15 protein-coding genes are annotated in these 18,323 nt (G+C 70.1%); 11 read left to right on the top strand and 4 right to left on the bottom strand.

Features of this window, described 5'->3' with window-relative positions; genetic code table 11:
- Nucleotides 1–236 precede the first annotated feature (236 nt).
- The 3 genes from SGFS_RS49460 to rhaI all read right to left on the bottom strand — a co-directional run bounded on the left by SGFS_RS49460 (nucleotide 237) and on the right by rhaI (nucleotide 5,033).
- Entirely contained in the window at nucleotides 237–1,679 is a 1,443-nt protein-coding gene (locus SGFS_RS49460) for a rhamnulokinase (RefSeq protein WP_286259345.1), read from the bottom strand.
- Complete coding sequence (locus SGFS_RS49465; protein ID WP_286259346.1) at nucleotides 1,676–3,715, bottom strand: bifunctional aldolase/short-chain dehydrogenase; 2,040 nt, start codon at nucleotides 3,713–3,715, stop codon at nucleotides 1,676–1,678. Before SGFS_RS49465 ends, SGFS_RS49460 begins: the two co-directional genes overlap by 4 nt.
- Before the next feature lie 157 nt (nucleotides 3,716–3,872).
- Entirely contained in the window at nucleotides 3,873–5,033 is a 1,161-nt protein-coding gene (gene rhaI / locus SGFS_RS49470) for an L-rhamnose isomerase (protein ID WP_286259347.1), read from the bottom strand.
- Between the two features lie 258 nt (nucleotides 5,034–5,291).
- Between rhaI and SGFS_RS49475 the strand changes: the two genes are divergently transcribed.
- From SGFS_RS49475 to SGFS_RS49520, 10 genes are all read left to right on the top strand, one after another.
- On the top strand, nucleotides 5,292–6,809 hold the full coding sequence (locus SGFS_RS49475) for a sugar ABC transporter ATP-binding protein (RefSeq protein ID WP_286259348.1): 1,518 nt from the start codon (nucleotides 5,292–5,294) through the stop codon (nucleotides 6,807–6,809).
- Nucleotides 6,806–7,846 (top strand): ABC transporter permease, encoded by a 1,041-nt coding sequence (locus SGFS_RS49480; RefSeq protein WP_286259349.1) that lies wholly within the window; start codon nucleotides 6,806–6,808, stop codon nucleotides 7,844–7,846. The genes SGFS_RS49475 and SGFS_RS49480 overlap by 4 nt, the downstream gene beginning before the upstream one ends.
- Nucleotides 7,839–8,870 (top strand): ABC transporter permease, encoded by a 1,032-nt coding sequence (locus SGFS_RS49485; RefSeq protein WP_286259350.1) that lies wholly within the window; start codon nucleotides 7,839–7,841, stop codon nucleotides 8,868–8,870. The genes SGFS_RS49480 and SGFS_RS49485 overlap by 8 nt, the downstream gene beginning before the upstream one ends.
- A gap of 71 nt (nucleotides 8,871–8,941) precedes the next feature.
- The gene (gene rhaS / locus SGFS_RS49490) at nucleotides 8,942–10,024 is read left to right on the top strand and encodes a rhamnose ABC transporter substrate-binding protein (protein WP_286259352.1); all 1,083 of its coding nucleotides are present in this window, start codon (nucleotides 8,942–8,944) and stop codon (nucleotides 10,022–10,024) included.
- 17 nt (nucleotides 10,025–10,041) lie between these two features.
- A complete protein-coding gene (locus tag SGFS_RS49495; protein ID WP_286259353.1) occupies nucleotides 10,042–10,362 on the top strand; it encodes an L-rhamnose mutarotase in 321 nt (106 codons plus the stop codon).
- A 73-nt stretch (nucleotides 10,363–10,435) separates the two neighbouring features.
- Complete coding sequence (locus SGFS_RS49500) at nucleotides 10,436–11,860, top strand: BNR repeat-containing protein (RefSeq protein WP_286259354.1); 1,425 nt, start codon at nucleotides 10,436–10,438, stop codon at nucleotides 11,858–11,860.
- A 111-nt stretch (nucleotides 11,861–11,971) separates the two neighbouring features.
- The gene (locus SGFS_RS49505) at nucleotides 11,972–12,997 is read left to right on the top strand and encodes a LacI family DNA-binding transcriptional regulator (protein ID WP_286259356.1); all 1,026 of its coding nucleotides are present in this window, start codon (nucleotides 11,972–11,974) and stop codon (nucleotides 12,995–12,997) included.
- Between the two features lie 132 nt (nucleotides 12,998–13,129).
- Nucleotides 13,130–14,431 (top strand): alpha/beta fold hydrolase, encoded by a 1,302-nt coding sequence (locus SGFS_RS49510; RefSeq protein WP_286259358.1) that lies wholly within the window; start codon nucleotides 13,130–13,132, stop codon nucleotides 14,429–14,431.
- 40 nt (nucleotides 14,432–14,471) lie between these two features.
- Nucleotides 14,472–15,215, top strand: coding sequence for a PIG-L deacetylase family protein (locus SGFS_RS49515; protein WP_286259359.1), 744 nt, complete (start codon nucleotides 14,472–14,474; stop codon nucleotides 15,213–15,215).
- A 73-nt stretch (nucleotides 15,216–15,288) separates the two neighbouring features.
- Nucleotides 15,289–16,110 carry a pentapeptide repeat-containing protein gene (locus SGFS_RS49520; RefSeq protein WP_286259361.1) on the top strand — a complete coding sequence of 274 codons (822 nt, stop codon included), beginning with the start codon at nucleotides 15,289–15,291 and terminating at the stop codon, nucleotides 16,108–16,110.
- A gap of 15 nt (nucleotides 16,111–16,125) precedes the next feature.
- On the opposite strand, the gene SGFS_RS49525 is transcribed toward SGFS_RS49520, so the two are convergent.
- Nucleotides 16,126–17,592 carry a cytochrome P450 gene (locus SGFS_RS49525; RefSeq protein WP_286259362.1) on the bottom strand — a complete coding sequence of 489 codons (1,467 nt, stop codon included), beginning with the start codon at nucleotides 17,590–17,592 and terminating at the stop codon, nucleotides 16,126–16,128.
- Between the two features lie 108 nt (nucleotides 17,593–17,700).
- Here SGFS_RS49525 and SGFS_RS49530 point away from each other — a divergent pair, with 108 nt between their 5' ends.
- On the top strand, nucleotides 17,701–18,309 hold the full coding sequence (locus tag SGFS_RS49530) for a TetR/AcrR family transcriptional regulator (RefSeq protein WP_286259364.1): 609 nt from the start codon (nucleotides 17,701–17,703) through the stop codon (nucleotides 18,307–18,309).
- The last annotated feature ends 14 nt before the right edge of the window (nucleotides 18,310–18,323 follow it).

Genomic DNA, 18,323 nt, shown 5'->3' on the forward strand with positions numbered 1-18,323 from the left:
GGGTCGGCGTGTGGGCAGCGACGGGCGGGGCCCCGGTCATGGGTGGTGCCGGCTCACCGCTAGGGCGTGTTTCGAAAGTCCCGTCTGCCCCGCGGCGTCTGGTGCGGCACCTCGCCGCCTTGTCGGGGTCGTCCGCGTACGCCCAGTACGCGGACGACCCTCCGCCTTGCGATGCACCGCACCGGACGCCGCGGGCCCCGCCCTCCGGGCGGACGACGCCACTTTCGAAACACGCCCTAGGCGAGCCGGGCCTCGGCCGCACGCCAGGCCGCCGCATCGCCCTGCGGCTCGTAGCGCACCAGCGGCTGGGTACGGGCGAGGAGTCGCCGCATCGAGGCCCGGTCCCCGACCAGACCGTGGGTACGGGCCTGGACGAGGACGTTGCCCAGTGCCGCCGCCTCCGCGGGGCCCGCCACCACCGGCAGTCCGCAGGCGTCGGCGGTCAGCTGGCACAGCAGGGCGTTGCGGGTGCCGCCACCGACGATGTGGACGACGTCCACGGGATGGTCGGCGAGCGACTGGGCCTCGGCGACGGCCCGCCGGTGGGCGAGGGCCAGCGAGTCCAGGATGCAGCGGGTGACCTCACCAGGCGTCTCCGGTACCGGCTGCCCCGACTTCCGGCACGCCTCGGCGATCCGCTCCGGCATCCGGCCGGGCGCGAGGAACGCCGAGTCCCCGGCGTCCACGACCGACCGCAGCGCTAGCACCCCGGCAGCCGCGCGCAGCAGCTCTCCGAGATCGGGGTTCCCCCACTCCCGTACGCACTCCTGGAGCAGCCACAGCCCCATGATGTTCCGCAGATAGCGGACCGTGTCGTCGAGGCCCAGCTCATTGGTGAAGTTGGCGGCCCGGCTCGCCTCGGTCAGCACCGGAGCGTCCAGCTCCAGGCCGGCCAGCGACCAGGTGCCGGTGCAGATGTACGCGAACCGCTCCCCGGTGGCCGGGACGGCCGCCATCGCCGACGCCGTGTCGTGCGACCCGACCGTCGTCACCGGCACCGGCCCGGTCAGCCCGGTCTCCTCCAGCACCCGCTGCTGAAGCAGTCCCGCCGGATCACCGGGCCGCCGCAGCGGCGCGAACAGCTTCAGATCGATCCCGAGCCGCTGCGCCACGTCGTACGACCAGTCGCGCGTCCCGGGGTCGATCAGCTGGGTCGTGGAGGCGTTCGTCAGCTCGGTCCCGAACTCACCCGTCAGCCAGTACGACAGCAGATCCGGGATGAGCAACAACCGTTCGGCATGCGCCAGTTGTGCGGAGGACCGGGCGGCGACCAACTGGTACAGCGTGTTGAAGGGCGCGTACTGCAACCCGGTCGCCGCGTACAGCTCGGCCGCGGGCACGGTGGCCCACACCTTCTCCGCGACCCCCTCGGTACGGGTGTCCCGGTAGTGCACCGGGTTGCCCAGCAGGGCCCCGTCGGCGTCCAGCAGCCCGTAGTCCACGGCCCAGCTGTCGATCCCGACGGAGTCGACCTGACCGGCGGCCTTCAGCCCGTCGAGCACCCCCGCGTACAGGGAGAGCACATCCCAGCGCAGCCCCTCGGGGGTCCGCACCGGCCGGTTGGGGAACCTGTGGGCCTCGACGAGCTCCAGCGAGTCCCGCCCCGCGCGGCCGACCATGACACGCCCGCTGGAGGCGCCGAGGTCGACCGCCGCGTACGACTTCACGGCCGTGCTCATCGGAGGAAGGCGGCGGCGACGCCGGCGTCGACCGGGACGTGCAGACCGGTGGTGTGCGTCAGCTCCCCGCCGGTCAGCGCGAACACCGCGTTCGCCACGTGCTCCGGCAGCACCTCGCGCTTGAGGATGGTCCGCTGGGCGTAGAACTCGCCGAGCTTCTCCTCCTCGATCCCGTAGGTGGCCGCACGCTGAGCGCCCCAGCCCGCGGCGAAGATCCCGGAGCCGCGCACCACACCGTCGGGGTTGACACCGTTGACCCGGATGCCGTGCTCGCCAAGTTCGGCGGCGAGCAGCCGCACCTGGTGGGCCTGGTCGGCCTTGGTGGCGGAGTACGCGATGTTGTTGGGCCCGGCGAAAACGGCGTTCTTCGACGCGATGTAGACGATGTCGCCGCCCAGCTGCTGCGCGATCATCACCCGGGCCGCCTCGCGCGAGACGAGGAACGAACCCCGGGCCATGATGTCGTGCTGCAGGTCCCAGTCCTTGGCGGACGTCTCCAGCAGCGGCTTGGAGATCGAGATTCCCGCGTTGTTGACGACGAGATCGACGCCGCCGAAGGCGAGCGCGGCCGCCTTGAACGCTTCGGAAATCTGGTTCTCGTCCGTGACATCGACGGTCACCGCGACGGCCTTGTCGGCCCCGCCCAGCTCCTCGGCGACGGAAGCGGCGTTCTCACCGTTGAGATCGGCGACGACGACACAGGCGCCCTCGGCGACCAGCCGATGCGCGATGGCCTTCCCGATCCCGCTTCCCGCACCGGTCACCAGCGCGACCCGCGTGGCGAGCGGCTTCGGCTTGGGCATCCGCTGAAGCTTGGCCTCCTCCAGCGCCCAGTACTCGATCCGGAACTTCTCCGACTCCTCGATCGGCGCGTATGTCGACACCGCCTCGGCGCCCCGCATCACATTGATCGCGTTGACGTAGAACTCACCGGCCACCCGGGCGGTCTGCTTGTCCTTGCCGAAGCTGAACATGCCCACGCCCGGGATCAGCACGATCGCCGGGTCGGCGCCGCGCATCGCGGGGGAGTCGGGCTCGGCGTGCCGCTGGTAGTAGGCGGCGTACTCCTCGCGGTACTCGGCGTGCAGCTCCTTCAGCCGGGCGATCGCCGAGTCCAGGTCGGCGGCCGGCGGCAGGTCCAGCACGAGCGGCCGTACCTTCGTCCGGAGGAAGTGGTCGGGGCAGGAGGTCCCGAGGGCGGAGAGCCGAGGGTGCTCGGCACGCGCCAGGAACTCCAGCACCACGTCGGAGTCGTTGAAGTGCCCGACCTGCGGCTTGTCCTGCGAGGCGATGGCACGGATGTGAGGAGCGAGAGCGGCGGCCCGTTCACGGCGCTCGGCCTCCGAGAGGGCCGTGTACCCCTCGACGACGGCCCCGAAGGGCTCGGCCTTCCCCTTCTCCTGAAGGAACGCCTCGGCGGTACGGATGATGTGCAGCGAGTTCTTCTCGCACTCCTCGGCGGTGTCGCCCCAGGCGGTGATTCCGTGTCCGCCCAGCACACACCCGATGGCCTGCGGGTTCTCCCGCTTGACGGCCGCGATGTCCAGCCCGAGCTGGAAGCCCGGCCGCCGCCACGGCACCCACACCACGGTGTCGCCGAAGCACTCGGCCGTCAGCTTCTCCCCGTCGGCGGCGCAGGCGAGCGCGATCCCGGAGTCCGGGTGGAGGTGGTCGACGTGGGCGGCGTCCACCAGCCCGTGCATGGCGGTGTCGATGGAAGGAGCGGCGCCCCCCTTGCCGTGCAGACAGAAGTCGAACGCGGCGACCATCTCGTCCTCGCGCTCCACCCCCGGGTACACATCCACGAGCGCCCGCATCCGGTCCAGCCGCAACACGGCCAGCCCCGCCTCGGTGAGCGTCCCGAGGTCACCGCCGGACCCCTTGACCCACATCAGCTCGACATCGCCACCGGTGACGGGATCGGTGTCGGTGCCCTTGGCGGACGTGTTGCCGCCGGCGTAGTTGGTGTTACGGGCATCGGCACCGAGCCGACGGGACCGGGCGAGAAGGGCGGCGGCTTCGGGGTGGGTAGCCATGCGTGATCAATCCTTACGGTGACGTACTTACGAAGGGGCGCGCCCCGTTTTCAGGGGCGCGGGGAACTGCGCGACCAGCCACGAACGGCCCGCAGTCTGCAACCGGCGGTTACCCGGCAGACGAAACGCAGCAATCGGCCTCAGCCCGGCGCAGCGGTCACGCCCCCCACCCCGCCTGCTCCCCGCCGACCCGCTCCTCGACGATCTTCGAAGCCCACCCGGAGGCGCGGTAGGCCACCATCGGCTCGGGGTTCAGCCCCATCTCCTCCCGCACCTCACGAAGCAACGGCCGCACATCCGTGTTGTACGCGTCCATCAGCACGGCATTGGCTTCGAGAACGTCACCGGAACGCTGAGCCTCGGCAAGAGCCTCCCGGTCGACAAGCAGCGCCTTCGCCGTGGCCTCCTGCACATTCATCACCGACCGGATGATCGCCGGGATCTTCGCCTCGATGTTGTGGCACTGGTCGAGCATGAACGCGACCTCGGGAGTGAACCCACCCCCACGCACCACCTCGTACATGATCCGGAACAGCTGGAACGGGTCGGCCGCCCCGACCATCAGGTCGTCATCGGCGTAGAACCGCGAGTTGAAGTCGAACCCGCCGAGCTTCCCCTCCCGCAGCAGCGTCGCCACGATGAACTCGATGTTGGTGCCCGGCGCGTGGTGCCCGGTGTCGACCACGACCTGCGCCTTCTCGCCGAGCTTCAGGCAGTGCGCGTAGGCGGTGCCCCAGTCCGGGACATCGGTCGTGTAGAACGCGGGCTCGAAGAACTTGTACTCGAGAAGCATCCGCTGGTTCTCGCCGAGCCGCTCGTACACCTCGGCCAGCCCCTCGGCCAGCCGGTCCTGGCGGCCGCGCACATCGTCCTGGCCGGGATAGTTCGTGCCGTCGGCGAACCACAGCTTCAGGTCCCGCGACCCGGTGGCGTCCAGGATGTCGACGCACTCCAGGAGGTGGTCGACGGCCTTGCGGCGGATCGCCGCGTCCGGGTGGCAGATGCTGCCCAGCTTGTAGTCGTCGTCCTGGAAGGTGTTCGAGTTGATCGCGCCGAGCTTCACACCGCGCTCCTCGGCGAACTTCGCCAGCGCCGCGTAGTCGTCGACCTTGTCCCAGGGAATGTGCAGGGACACGGTCGGCGCCACACCGGTGTACTCGTGCACCTTCGCGGCGTCCTCCAGCTTCTCCCACGGGTTGCGCGGGACACCCGGCTGGGCGAACACCTTGAAGCGCGTTCCCGAGTTTCCGTACGCCCACGACGGCGTCTCCACGGCCTGGGTCTTGAGGGCGGCCTTCACCGCGGCGAGCTCGGTCACGTCAGGGCTCCTACCGACTTCGATGTCTGAAACGATTCAGTACGGGAAACTATGAGCGGCTCACCGCACTGTCAACCCCTGGGGCCAAGCCTGCTGTCCGTGACCAGTACGTGACCTGACCTGTCGAAAAAATTTCGACCGGAACCCATTGACGTGACCTGCGTGTGGTGCCTAACGTCCCGGCAACCTAGTTGAAACCTTTCACGACGCAGTGAGGCAGCTTCTCCGCTAGCCACCGGACGTCGTCGAGGAGCCCCCATGACCCACCCGTCCGATACGGGTCCGGCCCCCGTCCTCGCGCTGACGGACATCTCGAAGTCCTTCGGCGCCGTACGCGCCCTGCGGAGCGTGTCCTTTGAACTGTTCCCCGGAGAGGTGCACGCCATCGCCGGAGAGAACGGCGCGGGCAAGTCGACCCTGATCAAGACGCTCGCAGGCGTGCACCGACCGGACTCCGGTCAGGTGCTCCTCGACGGAGAGCCGACCGTCTTCCACGGCCCGGCCGACGCCCGGGACGCGGGCATCGCCGTGATCTACCAGGAACCCACGCTCTTCCCCGACCTGTCGATCGCCGAGAACATCTTCATGGGCCGCCAGCCCAGGCGCGCTCTCGGCCGCATCGACCACAGGGCCACCCATGCGGCCACCCTCGCCCTGATGCAGCGGCTCGGCGTCGAACTCGACCCCGACCGCCCGGCGCGCGGCCTGTCCATCGCCGACCAGCAGATCGTCGAGATCGCCAAGGCGCTGTCCTTCGACGCCCGCGTGCTGATCATGGACGAGCCGACGGCAGCCCTCACCGGCAGTGAGGTGGCCCGGCTCTTCGGTGTCGTCCGCACGCTGCGTGAGCAGGGCTCGGCCGTCCTCTTCATCTCCCACCGCCTGGAGGAGATCTTCCAGATCTGCCAGCGCGTGACCACCCTTCGCGACGGCGCCTGGATCTCCAGCGAGCCGATCGACGGCATGACCGAGGACGACCTCGTTCGCCGCATGGTCGGCCGCGACCTGGACGAGCTGTACCCCAAGCAGGAGGTCGAGGCCGGCGAGGTGGCGCTCAGCGTCCGCCGACTGACCCGCGAAGGTGTCTTCACCGACGTCTCCTTCGACGTCCGCCGAGGCGAGATCGTCGGCCTGGCCGGGCTCGTCGGAGCCGGTCGTACGGAGGTCGCCCGGGCCGTCTTCGGCATCGACCGCTGGGATGCCGGCGAGGTCGAGATCGACGGCAGGGCCCTGACGAACGGCGCCCCCTCCACCGCCATGGCCGCCGGGCTCGCCCTCGTCCCCGAGGACCGGCGCGCCCAGGGCCTGGTGATGGACATGTCCATCGAGCGGAACATCGGCCTGACCGGTCTGCGTACGACGGTCAAGGCGGGCCTCATGGACCGCGGAGCCGAGCGGAGTCGCTCCCTCGACTGGGCGGTCAAGCTTCAGGTGAAGTACGCCCGCATCGCCGACACCGTCAACACCCTGTCGGGCGGCAACCAGCAGAAGGTCGTCCTCGCCAAGTGGCTCGCCACCGGCCCGAAGGTGCTGATCGTCGACGAGCCCACCCGCGGCATCGACGTCGGCACGAAGGCCGAGGTGCACCGGCTGCTCAGCGAGCTGGCCGCCGACGGCGTGGCCGTCCTGATGATCTCCTCCGACCTGCCCGAGATCCTCGGTATGGCCGACCGCGTGCTCGTGATGCACGAGGGCCGGCTCACCGCAGAGATCCCTCGCTCCGACGCCACCGAGGAATCCGTGATGGCCGCAGCCACCGGGAGGGCCGCCGCATGACGGTGACCACCCCTCAGAACACCCCCGTCGCCGAGGTGCCCAAGTCCAGCGGCACGAGGCTGGTGGACCGCGTCTTCAAGATGCGTGAACTCGCCATCCTGGTCGTCTTCCTGGTGATGATCGGCGTCACCCAGGCGGGCAACAGCGAGTTCCTCACCGAGCAGGGCATCAAGGACCTCCTGCTCAACGCGACCATCCTGGTGCTGGTCGCCACCGGTCAGTCGCTGGTCGTCATCACCCGGAACGTCGATCTGTCGGTCGGCTCCACGCTCGGCATCAGCGCCTTCGCCGCCGGCACGTATCTCCAGGGCGGCGGCAACCCGGTGGTGGCCGTGGCGCTCGCGGTCCTGCTGGGCATCGGCTTCGGCCTGCTGAACGGACTCCTCGTCAGCCTCGGCCAGGTGCCCGCCCTCGTCGTCACCCTCGGCACGCTGTACATCATCCGGGGCATCGACTCGATCTGGGTCGGCTCCCGCCAGATCACCGCGGCCGACCTCCCGGACGGCTTCGTGAACTTCGGCTCCGGCGGTATCTCCGCGGTGCCGTACCTGGCGCTGATCGCCCTGGTGGTGCTGGTGGCGACGGCGTACTACCTGAAGCACTTCGGCAGCGGGCGCGAGCTGTACGCCCTCGGCTCCAACCCCGAGGCCGCCCGGCTGGCCGGCATCCCGGTCCGCAAGCGGATCCTCGCCGCCTACACCTTCTGCGGCGCCCTCGCCGGACTCGCGGGCGCGCTGTACCTGGCCCGGTTCGGCAACGTCGACTCCGGTACGGGCAACGGCTATGAGCTCACCGTCGTCAGCGCGGTCGTGGTCGGCGGTGTGGTCTTCACCGGCGGCTCCGGCAGCGTCTACGGCGCGGCGCTCGGCGCGCTGTTGCTGACCTCCATCAACAGCGTGCTGCCCGCCCTCGGCGTCAGCTCGGTCTGGGTGCTCGCCATCAACGGCATCCTGCTCATCCTCGCCATCGCCGTGGACCGCGTGGTCGCGCTGCGGGTGGCGACCGCTCTGAAGAAGAGGAACGCCCGCCATGGCTGACTCCACCACGCCGCGTGCGAGCCGCTGGTACGCCTTGAAGAGGTGGGATTCAGCTGTCGGCGCTCTGCTCATCGTCGTCATCCTGCTGTCCTTCTCCACCGTCGACGGCTTCGGGAACGCGCTCAACCTGTCGTTCCTCATCGGCAACACCCTGCCGATCGCCCTGGTGGCCCTGCCGATGACGATGCTCGTGGTCGCCGGTGAGATCGATCTCTCCGTCGCCTCCACGGCCGGTCTGTCCGGCGCGGTGATGGGCGCCCTGTGGAACCAGGGTCTGACCATCGAGGCGATCATCCCGATCTGTCTGCTGCTCGGTGTGGTGTGCGGCCTCGTCAACGGCCTGCTCGTCACCCGGCTCGGACTGCCCTCCCTCGCCGTCACCATCGGCACCCTCGCCGCCTACCGCGGCATCGCGCAGATCGTGCTCGGCTCCGACGCGGTGACCGACTTCCCCACCCAGTACCTCGACTTCGCGGCCGGACGCGTCGGCGACTCCTTCGTCCCGCAGGCCTTCCTGCCCTTCGTGGTACTGCTCGCGATCGCCGTGGTCGCCCTGCACGCCACCCCGTTCGGGCGCTCCCTGTTCGCCACCGGCGCCAGCGAGGAGGCCGCGCGCTTCGCCGGCATCCGCGTCAAGCGCCAGAAGCTCATCCTGTTCACGGTGACCGGTCTGATGGCCTCCCTCACCGGCATCTTCTGGGCCCTGCACTACGCCAGCGCCCGCTACGACAACGCCACCGGGCTCGAACTCTCCGTCATCGCCGCGGTGCTGCTCGGCGGCATCGACTTCGACGGCGGAAAGGGCACGCTCGGCGGCGCGATCGCGGGAGTGTTCCTGCTCGGCGCGCTGCAGAACGTGATGAGCCTCCAGGACGTCTCCGCCCAGTCGCAGATCGTCGTCACCGGCGTCCTGCTCGTCGTCTCCGTGCTCGGCCCCCGGGTCGCACGCCAGATCTCCGTCGCGAGGGCCGGCCGCAGAGCCGCCTCGGCGCCGGTGCCCAAGGCGCCCACTCCAGCCTCCTGACAAGGGCTGGCCCCCACCGCCGACCCCGCAAGTCCGCTCGCCCGTCCATCCCCTCGTATCGAAGGAACCTCATGCGCAAGGCAACCCTCCGCCGCTCCTGTGCGGCCCTCGCCGCCGTCACCTCGTTCGCCCTGGCCGCCACCGCCTGTGGCGGCACCACCAAGGAGGACGTCAAGAGCGAGGGCTCCAAGGCCGCCGCCACCGGCAAGGCCGACCCCAACGCCGAACTGAAGAAGGGCCTGACGGTCGGCTTCCTGCCCAAGCAGGTCAACAACCCGTACTTCACCTCCGCGGACAAGGGCGGCGAGGCGGCCCTGACGGAGCTGGGCTCCAAGTACAAGGAGGTCGGCCCCTCCAGCGCCACCGACACCGCCGGCCAGGTGAGCTACGTCAACACGCTCACCCAGCAGCAGGTCGACGCGATGGCCGTCTCCGCGCAGGACCCGGGCGCCCTGTGCACCGCGCTCAAGCAGGCCATGAGCAACGGCATCAAGGTCGTCACCTACGACTCCGACACCAAGGCCGACTGCCGCAACGCCTTCGTCTCGCAGGCCAGCGCCGAGGACCTCGGCCGCACCGAGGTGCAGCTGCTCGCCGAGCAGATCAACTACAAGGGCGAGATCGCGATCCTGTCCGCCGCGCAGACCGCGACCAACCAGAACACCTGGATCGAGTTCATGAAGGACGAACTCAAGGACCCCAAGTACAAGAACATCAAGCTCGTCAAGGTCGCCTACGGTGACGACGACGCCCAGAAGTCCTTCCAGCAGACCCAGGGCCTGCTCCAGGAGTACCCGAACCTGAAGGGGATCATCTCCCCGACCACGGTCGGCATCAAGGCGGCCGCCCAGTACCTGTCGGGCTCCAAGTACAAGGGCAAGGTCATGCTGACCGGCCTCGGCACCCCCAACGACATGCGCAAGTACGTCAAGAACGGCACCGTACAGGGCTTCGAGCTGTGGGACCCGGCGAAGCTCGGCGAGCTGGCCGCCCGTACGTCCGTGGCGCTGGTCTCCGGCCAGATCACCGGCAAGGAGGGCGAGACCTTCAAGGCCGGCGACATGGGTGAGTTCACGATCGGCAAGGATGGCGTGATCAGCCTCGGCAAGCCGACCGTGTTCAACAAGGCAAACATCGACAAGTTCAACTTCTGATCCAGGGAGGGTCGTTGATGAAGCGCGTGTGCTTCCTGCTTAAGGTCAGGGCGGAGCGCCTCGACGAGTACCGCGAGCGGCACGCCGCCGTGTGGCCGGAGATGCTTCAGGCGCTCTCGGCCACCGGCTGGCACAACTACTCGCTCTTCCTGCGCGAAGACGGCCTGCTGGTCGGCTACTTGGAGACCGAGGACTTCGAGGCCGCGCTGGCAGGCATGGAGGCCACCGACATCAACGCCCGCTGGCAGACGGAGATGGCGCCGTTCTTCGAGTCGCTGGACGGCGCCCGCCCCGACGAGGCCATGAAACCGCTCACCGAAGTGTTCCACCTGGACTGAGACCTGTTACCCCTCCCCTCGGTCCGTTCCCCTCCCCGTACCCGCACCTCGTTCGACAATGGAGTCTCCCGAGATGAAAAGACGTACGCTGCTGGGCGCCGCCCTCGCCGGGGCCGTGGTGACCCCCGTCCTCGGCGCCGCCACCGCCAGCGCCGCCGACCCGGGCCCCTCGGTCACCCAGACCGGCAACACCCTGCTCGACAGCCAGGCCATCTTCTTCGTCTCGTACGACGGCCTCGTCAACAACAACTCGTTCCAGAAGAACGGTCTGCTGACGTACAAGGGCTACCAGTACGCCGTCTGGTACACCGCCGACCGCAACGCCGTCGTCGGCCGCCGGGTCCTCGGCGGCAGCACCTGGTCCACCGTCAAGGTCGGCCACACGCTCCGCTACAACGACTCCCACAACGTCATCTCCATGGGTGTCTCCAAGGTCGACGGCCGCCTCCACCTCAACATGGACTCGCACAGCGACGGCTTCACCTACGTCAAGTCGGTGGCCGGGCTCATGGACAACCCGTCCGGGCTGAGCTGGACCACGAGCCGCTTCGGCGCCCCGCAGTCCACGCTCGACGGGCTGGCGCTCACCTCGCAGTTCACCTACCCGCAGTTCATCTCGATGCCCGACGGCAAGCTCCAGCTCAGCTACCGCGTCGGCATCTCCGGCAACGGCCGCAACGCCATCGCCGAGTACAACGGCACCTCCTGGACCAACCTCGGCGAGTGGTCCAGCTCCACCGGCACGTACACCAGCGAGCACGGCTCGTCGACGGTCCGCAACATGTACCTGCACGGCATCGACTACGACAAGAACGGCCGCCTGCACTCCTTCTTCACCTGGCGGGAGCAGAACGGCGCCGTGATGTGCAACGGCGGCGGCATCACCAACCACGACACCGGCTACGTCTTCTCCGACGACCTCGGCCGCACGTGGCGCAACAACGCGGGCACCGTCGTCGGCACCACCGGCGGCTCCGACAAGGTCGCGGTGACGGACAGCGGGCTCGTCATCGACGCGCTGAACCCGGACCACTCGCTGATGAACCAGGAGAGCCAGTTCACCGACTCGGCCGGCCGCCCGCACGCGATCATCAGCTATGTCCCCGGCCGCTTCGGCCAGTGCACCACGAACTACGTCACCGACCGCACCAACAACGGCCGCGCCTTCCACGTCCGCAAGAACGCCTCCGGCACCTGGCAGAAGACCGAGATCCCGGTAGCGCTCGGCTCCAGCCAGCGCACCAAGCTGGCCCTCGACAAGTACAACAACGCCTACGCCATCCTCCCGTTCGGGCGGATATGGGGCGCCTCGGCGGCCTCCGGCTACACCGACTGGAAGGTGCTGTTCGACGCCAGCGGCCTCAACGCCTTCGGCGAGGTCGTGATCGACGAGTCCCGGATAGCCCAGGACAATGTCCTGTCGGTGATGTACCAGCTCAAGTCGACCGGTACCACACCCTCGGCGCTCCGCGTCATCGATTTCGCACTGCCCGCCTGATTTCCGTACGACGGGAACGTTCCCGCACCTGACCGGGGGCATTCCCGTGCCGGCCTGAAGGTAATGTGAACGTACACCCGCCGCTCCTCGCTCCCTGGAGGTCCCCGCCTGATGGCCCAGTCGGTGGGTATCAAGGACGTCGCCCGTGTCGCCGGAGTCTCCGTCGGCACGGTGTCCAACGTGATCAACCGGCCGGACTCGGTCGCCTCCGAGACCCGCGCCCGTGTGCAGGCCGCGATCGACCGCCTCGGCTATGTCCGCAGCGAGTCGGCGCGCCAGCTGCGGGCCGGGCGGAGCCGCATCATGGGGCTGCTCGTGCTCGACATGGGCAACCCCTTCTTCGTCGACGTCGCGCGCGGTGCCGAGCGGGCCGCGCGCGACGCCGGGCTCGGCGTGATGGTCTGCAACAGCGCGCAGAGCGCGAGCGAGGAGGCCGAGTACCTCTCGCTCTTCGCCGAACAGCGCGTCCGGGGTGTGCTGCTCACCCCCGCCGAGGCCACGGGACGCAACATCAAGGCGTTCCGCCGCCACGGCATCCCCTTCGTCCTCGTCGACCGGGTCGCCGAGGGCACCACCGAGTGCTCGGTGTCCGTCGACGACGTGGCGGGCGGCGCCCTCGCCGTACGGCATCTGGTCGACGCCGGGCACCGCTCCATCGCGTACGTCAGCGGACCCTCCGGCTTCACCCAGGTCCGCGACCGCCGTACGGGCGCCCTGAACGCCCTGCGGGAGGCGGGGCTCGGGCACGAGGCCCTGCGCGAGCTGCCCACCGAGCGCCTCGACGTGGCCGCGGGCCGCGACGCCGGCGCCCGCCTCCTCGGCCTCGCCGACCGCCCGACGGCCGTGTTCTGCGCCAACGACCTGCTGGCCCTCGGCGTGCTCCAGGCCATGTACGCGGCCGGCGTCAGCGTCCCGGGCGACCTCGCCATCGTCGGCTACGACGACATCGAGTTCGCCGCCGCGGCCGCCGTCCCCCTCACCTCCGTACGGCAGCCCGCCGTCACCATGGGCGCGCTCGCCGCCGAACTTCTCCTGGAGGAGACCGAGGCCGAGAACGGCTCCCTCGTCCATGAACACCGGCGGGTGGTGCTCCAGCCGGAGCTGGTGGTGCGCCGCTCCAGCCTGTCGGCACGCTGACCGGGCGACACGGCGGACTGACTCATGAGTCAGTGAGTTTCCCGGACTTTTCTTGATCCACGGGGTCGGCCGGGCGGAAATTCTGTGCTGGACTGGACCAAGGCCTGGAATCCGTGCGCCCGAGGAGCCCTGTTGTCCGTCAGCTACCGCCAGCCCGGTGTCGTCCTCACCGACCGCCGCTTCAGCGTCCCCCTCGACCACGACGACCCGACGGGGGAGCGGATCGAGCTCTACGCCCGTGAGGTCGTCGCGGGAGACAAGGCCGCGCAGGACCTGCCCTGGCTGGTCTACCTCCAGGGCGGCCCCGGCTTCGGAGCGAACCGTTTCATCGGCCGTCAGGCCTGGCTGGAGCGAGCCCTGAGGGAGTACCGCGTACTGCTCCTGGACCAGCGCGGCACCGGCGCGTCCAGCCCCGCCAACCGTCAGACGCTCCCCTCGCGCGGCGGCCCCCGCGAACAGGCCGACCATCTCGCCCACTTCCGTGCCGACTCCATCGTCCGCGACTGCGAGGCCATCCGCCCCGAGATCACCGGCGGCGCCCCCTGGACGGTCCTCGGCCAGAGCTTCGGCGGCTTCTGCACGGTCAGCTACCTCTCCACCGCGCCCGAGGGCATCAGCACCGCCGTGATCACCGGCGGCCTGCCCACCCTCGACGGCCACGCCGACGACGTGTACCGCGCCGCCTACCCGCGCATCGAACGCAAGGTCGCCGCGCACTACGCCCGCTATCCGCAGGACGTCGAACGGGCCCGCCGGATCGCCGAGCATCTGCTGGAACACGAGCCCGTCCTGAACGGCGGCTACAAGCTCACCGTCGAGGCCTTCCAGTCCCTCGGCATCGTCCTCGGCCGCAGCGACGGCAGCCACCGGCTGCACTTCCTCCTGGAGGACGCCTTCGTCCGCACCCCTCAGGGCCACGTCCTCTCCGACGCCTTCCAGGAAGAGGTCCAGGGCCTCCTCTCCTTCGCCGGCCACCCGCTCTACGCCCTGGTCCACGAGGCCTGCTACGCCCAGGACGAGCGCCCCACGGCCTGGTCCGCGGAACGGGTGCGCGCCGAGTTCCCCCAGTTCGACGCGGCCAAGACGCTCACGGGGGACGGCCCGCTCCTCTTCACCGGCGAGTCCGTCCACCCCTGGACCTTCGACACCGACCCGGCCCTGCGCCCGCTGCGCGACACCGCCGAGGAACTGGCCGCCCGCACCGACTGGGCCCCGCTGTACGACCCGGCGCGCCTGGCCGCGAACGAGGTCCCGGTGGCGGCGGCGATCTACCACGACGACATGTACGTCGACACGGCCCACTCGCTCGAGACGGCCCGCTCGATCCGGGGCCTGCGCACCTGGGTCACGGACGAGTTCGAACACGACGGCGTACGGGCCGGGGGACCGCGGGTGCTGGACCGGCTGCTGGCGCTGACGCGCGACGAGGAGTGAGTGCGGGCCGATTGCCGGTGGCCGGGGTTACCTTGCGGGAATGACCGAAGCACAGACCGACCAGCTGAAGCCCATGCCCGACGACTGGCGGCGCGCGCTCGCCGTGGTGGCCCACCCGGACGATCTGGAGTACGGCTGCTCGGCGGCGATCGCCGCCTGGACCGATGCCGGCCGCGAGGTCACGTACGTCCTGGCGACCAGGGGCGAGGCGGGCATCGACACCCTGGAACCGGCGCGGTGCGGCCCGCTGCGCGAGCGGGAGCAGCGGGCGAGCGCGGCTGTGGTCGGCGTGTCGCAGGTGGAGTTCCTCGACCACCGGGACGGCGTCGTCGAGTACGGCCTCGCCCTGCGCCGGGACATCGCGGCGGCCATCCGCAAGTACCGCCCCGAACTGGTCATCACCCTCAACCACCGCGACACCTGGGGCGGGGTCGCCTGGAACACCCCGGACCATGTGGCGGTCGGCCGAGCCACCCTGGACGCGGCGGCCGACGCGGGCAACCGCTGGATCTTCCCCGAGCTGACGGAACAGGGCCTGGAGCCCTGGAGCGGCGTCCGCTGGGTCGCCGTAGCCGGTTCCGCGCACCCCACGCACGCCGTGGAGGCGACCCCTGGCCTGGAGCGCGCCGTACGGTCCCTCCTCGAACACCGCACGTACATCGAGGTGCTGACGAAGGAGGACCCGGAGACCTACGTACGCGGCTTCCTGACCGGCTACGCGCGGACCACGGGCGAGCGCTTCGGCGGCAGACCGGCGGTGGCGTTCGAGCTGTTCCCCCGGTGACGGGTGACGGCGATCGAGACGGTGCGGCTCTATTGATTCGGGTCTTCGTCCGGGCCTGGTTAGGGTGAACCATATGCAACAAACATCCGGTGACCTCCTCGCCCTGCGCGGCGACTGCGGCAACTGCTTCGGCCTGTGCTGTGTCGCGCTGCCCTTCGCCGCCTCGGCGGACTTCGCCGTCGACAAGGCGGCGGGCAAGCCGTGCGGGAACCTCCGGGAGGACTTCCGGTGCGGCATCCACACCCGGCTGCGGGACGAGGGCTTCACCGGCTGCACGGTCTACGACTGCTTCGGCGCCGGACAGCAGGTCTCCCAGGTCACCTTCGGCGGCCGGGACTGGCGTACGGGCGGCAGGGAGCACGCCCGGCGGATGTTCGACGTGTTCCCGGTCGTACGCCAACTCCACGAACTGCTCTGGTACTTGAACGAGGCGCTGACGCTCCCCGCCGCCCGTCCCATCCATGCCGACCTGCGCCGGACCCGGGACGAGACGGAGGAGCTCACCCGCCGGTCCGCCGAGGAACTGGCGGCGTTGGACGTGCCCGCCCACCGGCGGGAAGTCAACGAACTGCTGCTGCGCACCAGCGAACTCATGCGGGCCGGTGCCGGGCGCAGGAAGAACCGCCGGGGCGCCGACCTCATCGGCGCCCGCCTCAAGGGAGCCGACCTCGGCAAGGCCGACCTGCGCGGCGCCTACCTCATAGCCGCCGATCTGACCGGGGCCGATCTGCGCCGCGCGGATCTGATAGGCGCCGACCTGCGCGACACCGACCTCACGGACGCCGACCTCACCGGCGCCTTCTTCCTGACCCAGCCCCAGGTGAACGCGGCACGCGGCAGTGCCGGGACACGGCTGCCGGGGTCAGTCACCCGCCCGGGTCACTGGACAGCCTGACGCCGACAACAGGGCCTAGGTGGCGGATCCCGGTGAGCTGCTGCTCGCCCGCTCGCCCAGGCGCAGCCGCAACCCCTCCGGCATCAGGGTCAGCCGCTCGGCGATCCGCAGCCGGTACGCGGGGTCCGGGCGCAGGTCGTAGCGGCGCAGCAGCAGGCCGAGCACCAGCGTGGCCTCGTGCAGGGCGAACTGGCGGCCGATGCAGGCCCGCGCCCCCGTGCCGAACGGCTTGAAGGTGTGCGGGGGCCGGGCGCGTACCGCCGCCGCGTCGAAGCGGTCCGGGTCGAACCGCTCGGCGTCGGCGCCCCACACCTCCGGGTCGCGGTGCAGCAGCGCGGTCATCACCAGCGTCCACGCGCCCCGGCGCATCGGATGCACACCGCCCAGCACGGTGTCGCGGCGGGCCTCGCGCCCGAAGGCGGGAGCGGTCGGCCACAGCCGCAGCGCCTCGTCCAGCACCCGGCGGACATACCGCAGCCGGGCCACCTGCTCATAGCCCGGCCGGGGCGTGTCGCCCCACACCCGGTCCACCTCGGCCCGCGCGCGGGCGGCCGTCTCGGGGTGCGCGGAGAGGTAGTGCAGGGCGAAGGAGAGGGCGCCCGAGGTCGTCTCGTGGCCCGCCACCAGGAAGGTGATGACCTGACGGCGGACGTTCTCCGGGGAGAGCCGCTCGCCGGTCTCCGGGTGCGCGGTCTCAAGCATGCGGTCCAGCAGGTCACCGTCCCCGCCGCCGGACGCCTGCCGGGCCCGTACGACCCCGTCGACCGTCTCGTTGAGATACGCCATGTCCGCGTCGTTGCGCCGCGTGGCGCGCCTGAGCAGCAGTGGGGCCAGTGGATCAGGGACCGTGTTGCGCTGCTGGGCGAAGGTCAGGGTGCCGACCATCGCCGAGACGAAGGGGTGCGGCCGGGCACGTTCGAAGGAGCCGAAGTCGTGGCCGAAGCCGGTGCGGGCGATCGTCTCCAGCGTCAGCTTCGTCATGTCGGCGGGCACGTCCACGGTCCGGCCCGCCGCCCGCTCCCGGTCCCAGTGGGCCAGCAGCCGTTCGCTCACGTCCAGCATCATCGGGTGGTAGCCCGCCATGGCCTCGCGGCTGAACCCCGGCGCCAGGACGTCGTGCGCCAGCTGCCAGTTGGACTCGTGGTTGTACGCCGTGAACAGCCCGTCCCCGGCCACCGGCCGCAGATTGGCGACCCCGAGGCCCACATGCTTGGCGAACCGCGACTCGTCCGCCAGGTCGGCCGCGAGTTCGGCACCCCCGACGAACACGATCTCCTTGCCGAACGCCTTGCGGCGGAAGATCGGGCCCAGCTGCCGGCCCATGCGCATCGAGTCCTGTACGGGCGTCCGCGGACTGGCGCCCCGCACGTCCCCGACGAGGGGGAGACGGCCCGGCGGATGCGGGATGCGGTGCAGCTCGGGCCAGCCCAGCTCGGCGCTACGGAAACCTTTGACGGCCGTGGCCTCCGTCGTGTCCGCCATGACGTCGTCTCCCTCTGCGGGCGTGCCCCGTTGACGTTGTTGTACGCGGGTTCAATAGCGCGATCAGTCTCGTCCCGTTGTTGAAGCCACGTCAAGTAAAGTGACCGCATGGCAGTCAACCCGGGGGAGCGGACGCGCCGTCGGCTCAGTACCGAGGAACGGCGGGAGCAGCTCCTCGCGGTGGGTGCCCGGCTCTTCTCCGAGAGCCCGTACGACGAGGTGTGGATCGAGCAGGTGGCGGAGATCGCCGGGGTCTCGCGCGGGCTGCTCTACCACTACTTCCCGACCAAGCGGGACTTCTTCGCGGCCGTCGTGGAGCGCGAGAGCGAGCGAATGCTGCGGATGCTGGCCCCGGCCCCCGGCCTGTCCGCGCGCGAGCGGCTGGCAGCGGGACTCGATGTTTTCCTGGCGTACGTCGAGGAGCACGCCCACGGCTACCGCGCCTTCCACCGTGCCGACGCCACGGGCGACCCGGCCGTGCGCAAGGTCTACCAGCGGGCGCTGGCCGTGCAGGAGGCGCAGATCCTGGAGACGTTCGCGACGGACGCGGAGTTCGGGGCCGCGCTTCGGGGACGGCCCGACGCGCGGATGGCCGTCCGGGGGTGGCTGTCCTTCACGACGGCCGTGTGTCTGGAGTGGCTGAGAGGTTCCGAGCTGTCCCGGGAGCAGGTGCGGGATCTGTGCGCGCGGGCGCTGCTCGGTGTGATCGAGCCCTGAGGAAGTCCTGAAGA

The sequence above is a fragment of the Streptomyces graminofaciens genome (assembly GCF_030294945.1).
Taxonomy (GTDB): Bacteria; Actinomycetota; Actinomycetes; order Streptomycetales; family Streptomycetaceae; genus Streptomyces; species Streptomyces graminofaciens.

Excerpts from the sequence above, each read along its gene's own strand:
- SGFS_RS49460 (WP_286259345.1), bottom strand. The coding sequence starts at position 1,679 with ATGAGCACGGCCGTGAAGTCGTACGCGGCGGTCGACCTCGGCGCCTCC.
- SGFS_RS49465 (WP_286259346.1), bottom strand. The coding sequence starts at position 3,715 with ATGGCTACCCACCCCGAAGCCGCCGCCCTTCTCGCCCGGTCCCGTCGG.
- SGFS_RS49475 (WP_286259348.1), top strand. The coding sequence starts at position 5,292 with ATGACCCACCCGTCCGATACGGGTCCGGCCCCCGTCCTCGCGCTGACG.
- SGFS_RS49480 (WP_286259349.1), top strand. The coding sequence starts at position 6,806 with ATGACGGTGACCACCCCTCAGAACACCCCCGTCGCCGAGGTGCCCAAG.
- SGFS_RS49485 (WP_286259350.1), top strand. The coding sequence starts at position 7,839 with ATGGCTGACTCCACCACGCCGCGTGCGAGCCGCTGGTACGCCTTGAAG.
- rhaS (WP_286259352.1), top strand. The coding sequence starts at position 8,942 with ATGCGCAAGGCAACCCTCCGCCGCTCCTGTGCGGCCCTCGCCGCCGTC.
- SGFS_RS49495 (WP_286259353.1), top strand. The coding sequence starts at position 10,042 with ATGAAGCGCGTGTGCTTCCTGCTTAAGGTCAGGGCGGAGCGCCTCGAC.
- SGFS_RS49500 (WP_286259354.1), top strand. The coding sequence starts at position 10,436 with ATGAAAAGACGTACGCTGCTGGGCGCCGCCCTCGCCGGGGCCGTGGTG.
- SGFS_RS49505 (WP_286259356.1), top strand. The coding sequence starts at position 11,972 with ATGGCCCAGTCGGTGGGTATCAAGGACGTCGCCCGTGTCGCCGGAGTC.
- SGFS_RS49515 (WP_286259359.1), top strand. The coding sequence starts at position 14,472 with ATGACCGAAGCACAGACCGACCAGCTGAAGCCCATGCCCGACGACTGG.
- SGFS_RS49520 (WP_286259361.1), top strand. The coding sequence starts at position 15,289 with ATGCAACAAACATCCGGTGACCTCCTCGCCCTGCGCGGCGACTGCGGC.
- SGFS_RS49525 (WP_286259362.1), bottom strand. The coding sequence starts at position 17,592 with ATGGCGGACACGACGGAGGCCACGGCCGTCAAAGGTTTCCGTAGCGCC.
- SGFS_RS49530 (WP_286259364.1), top strand. The coding sequence starts at position 17,701 with ATGGCAGTCAACCCGGGGGAGCGGACGCGCCGTCGGCTCAGTACCGAG.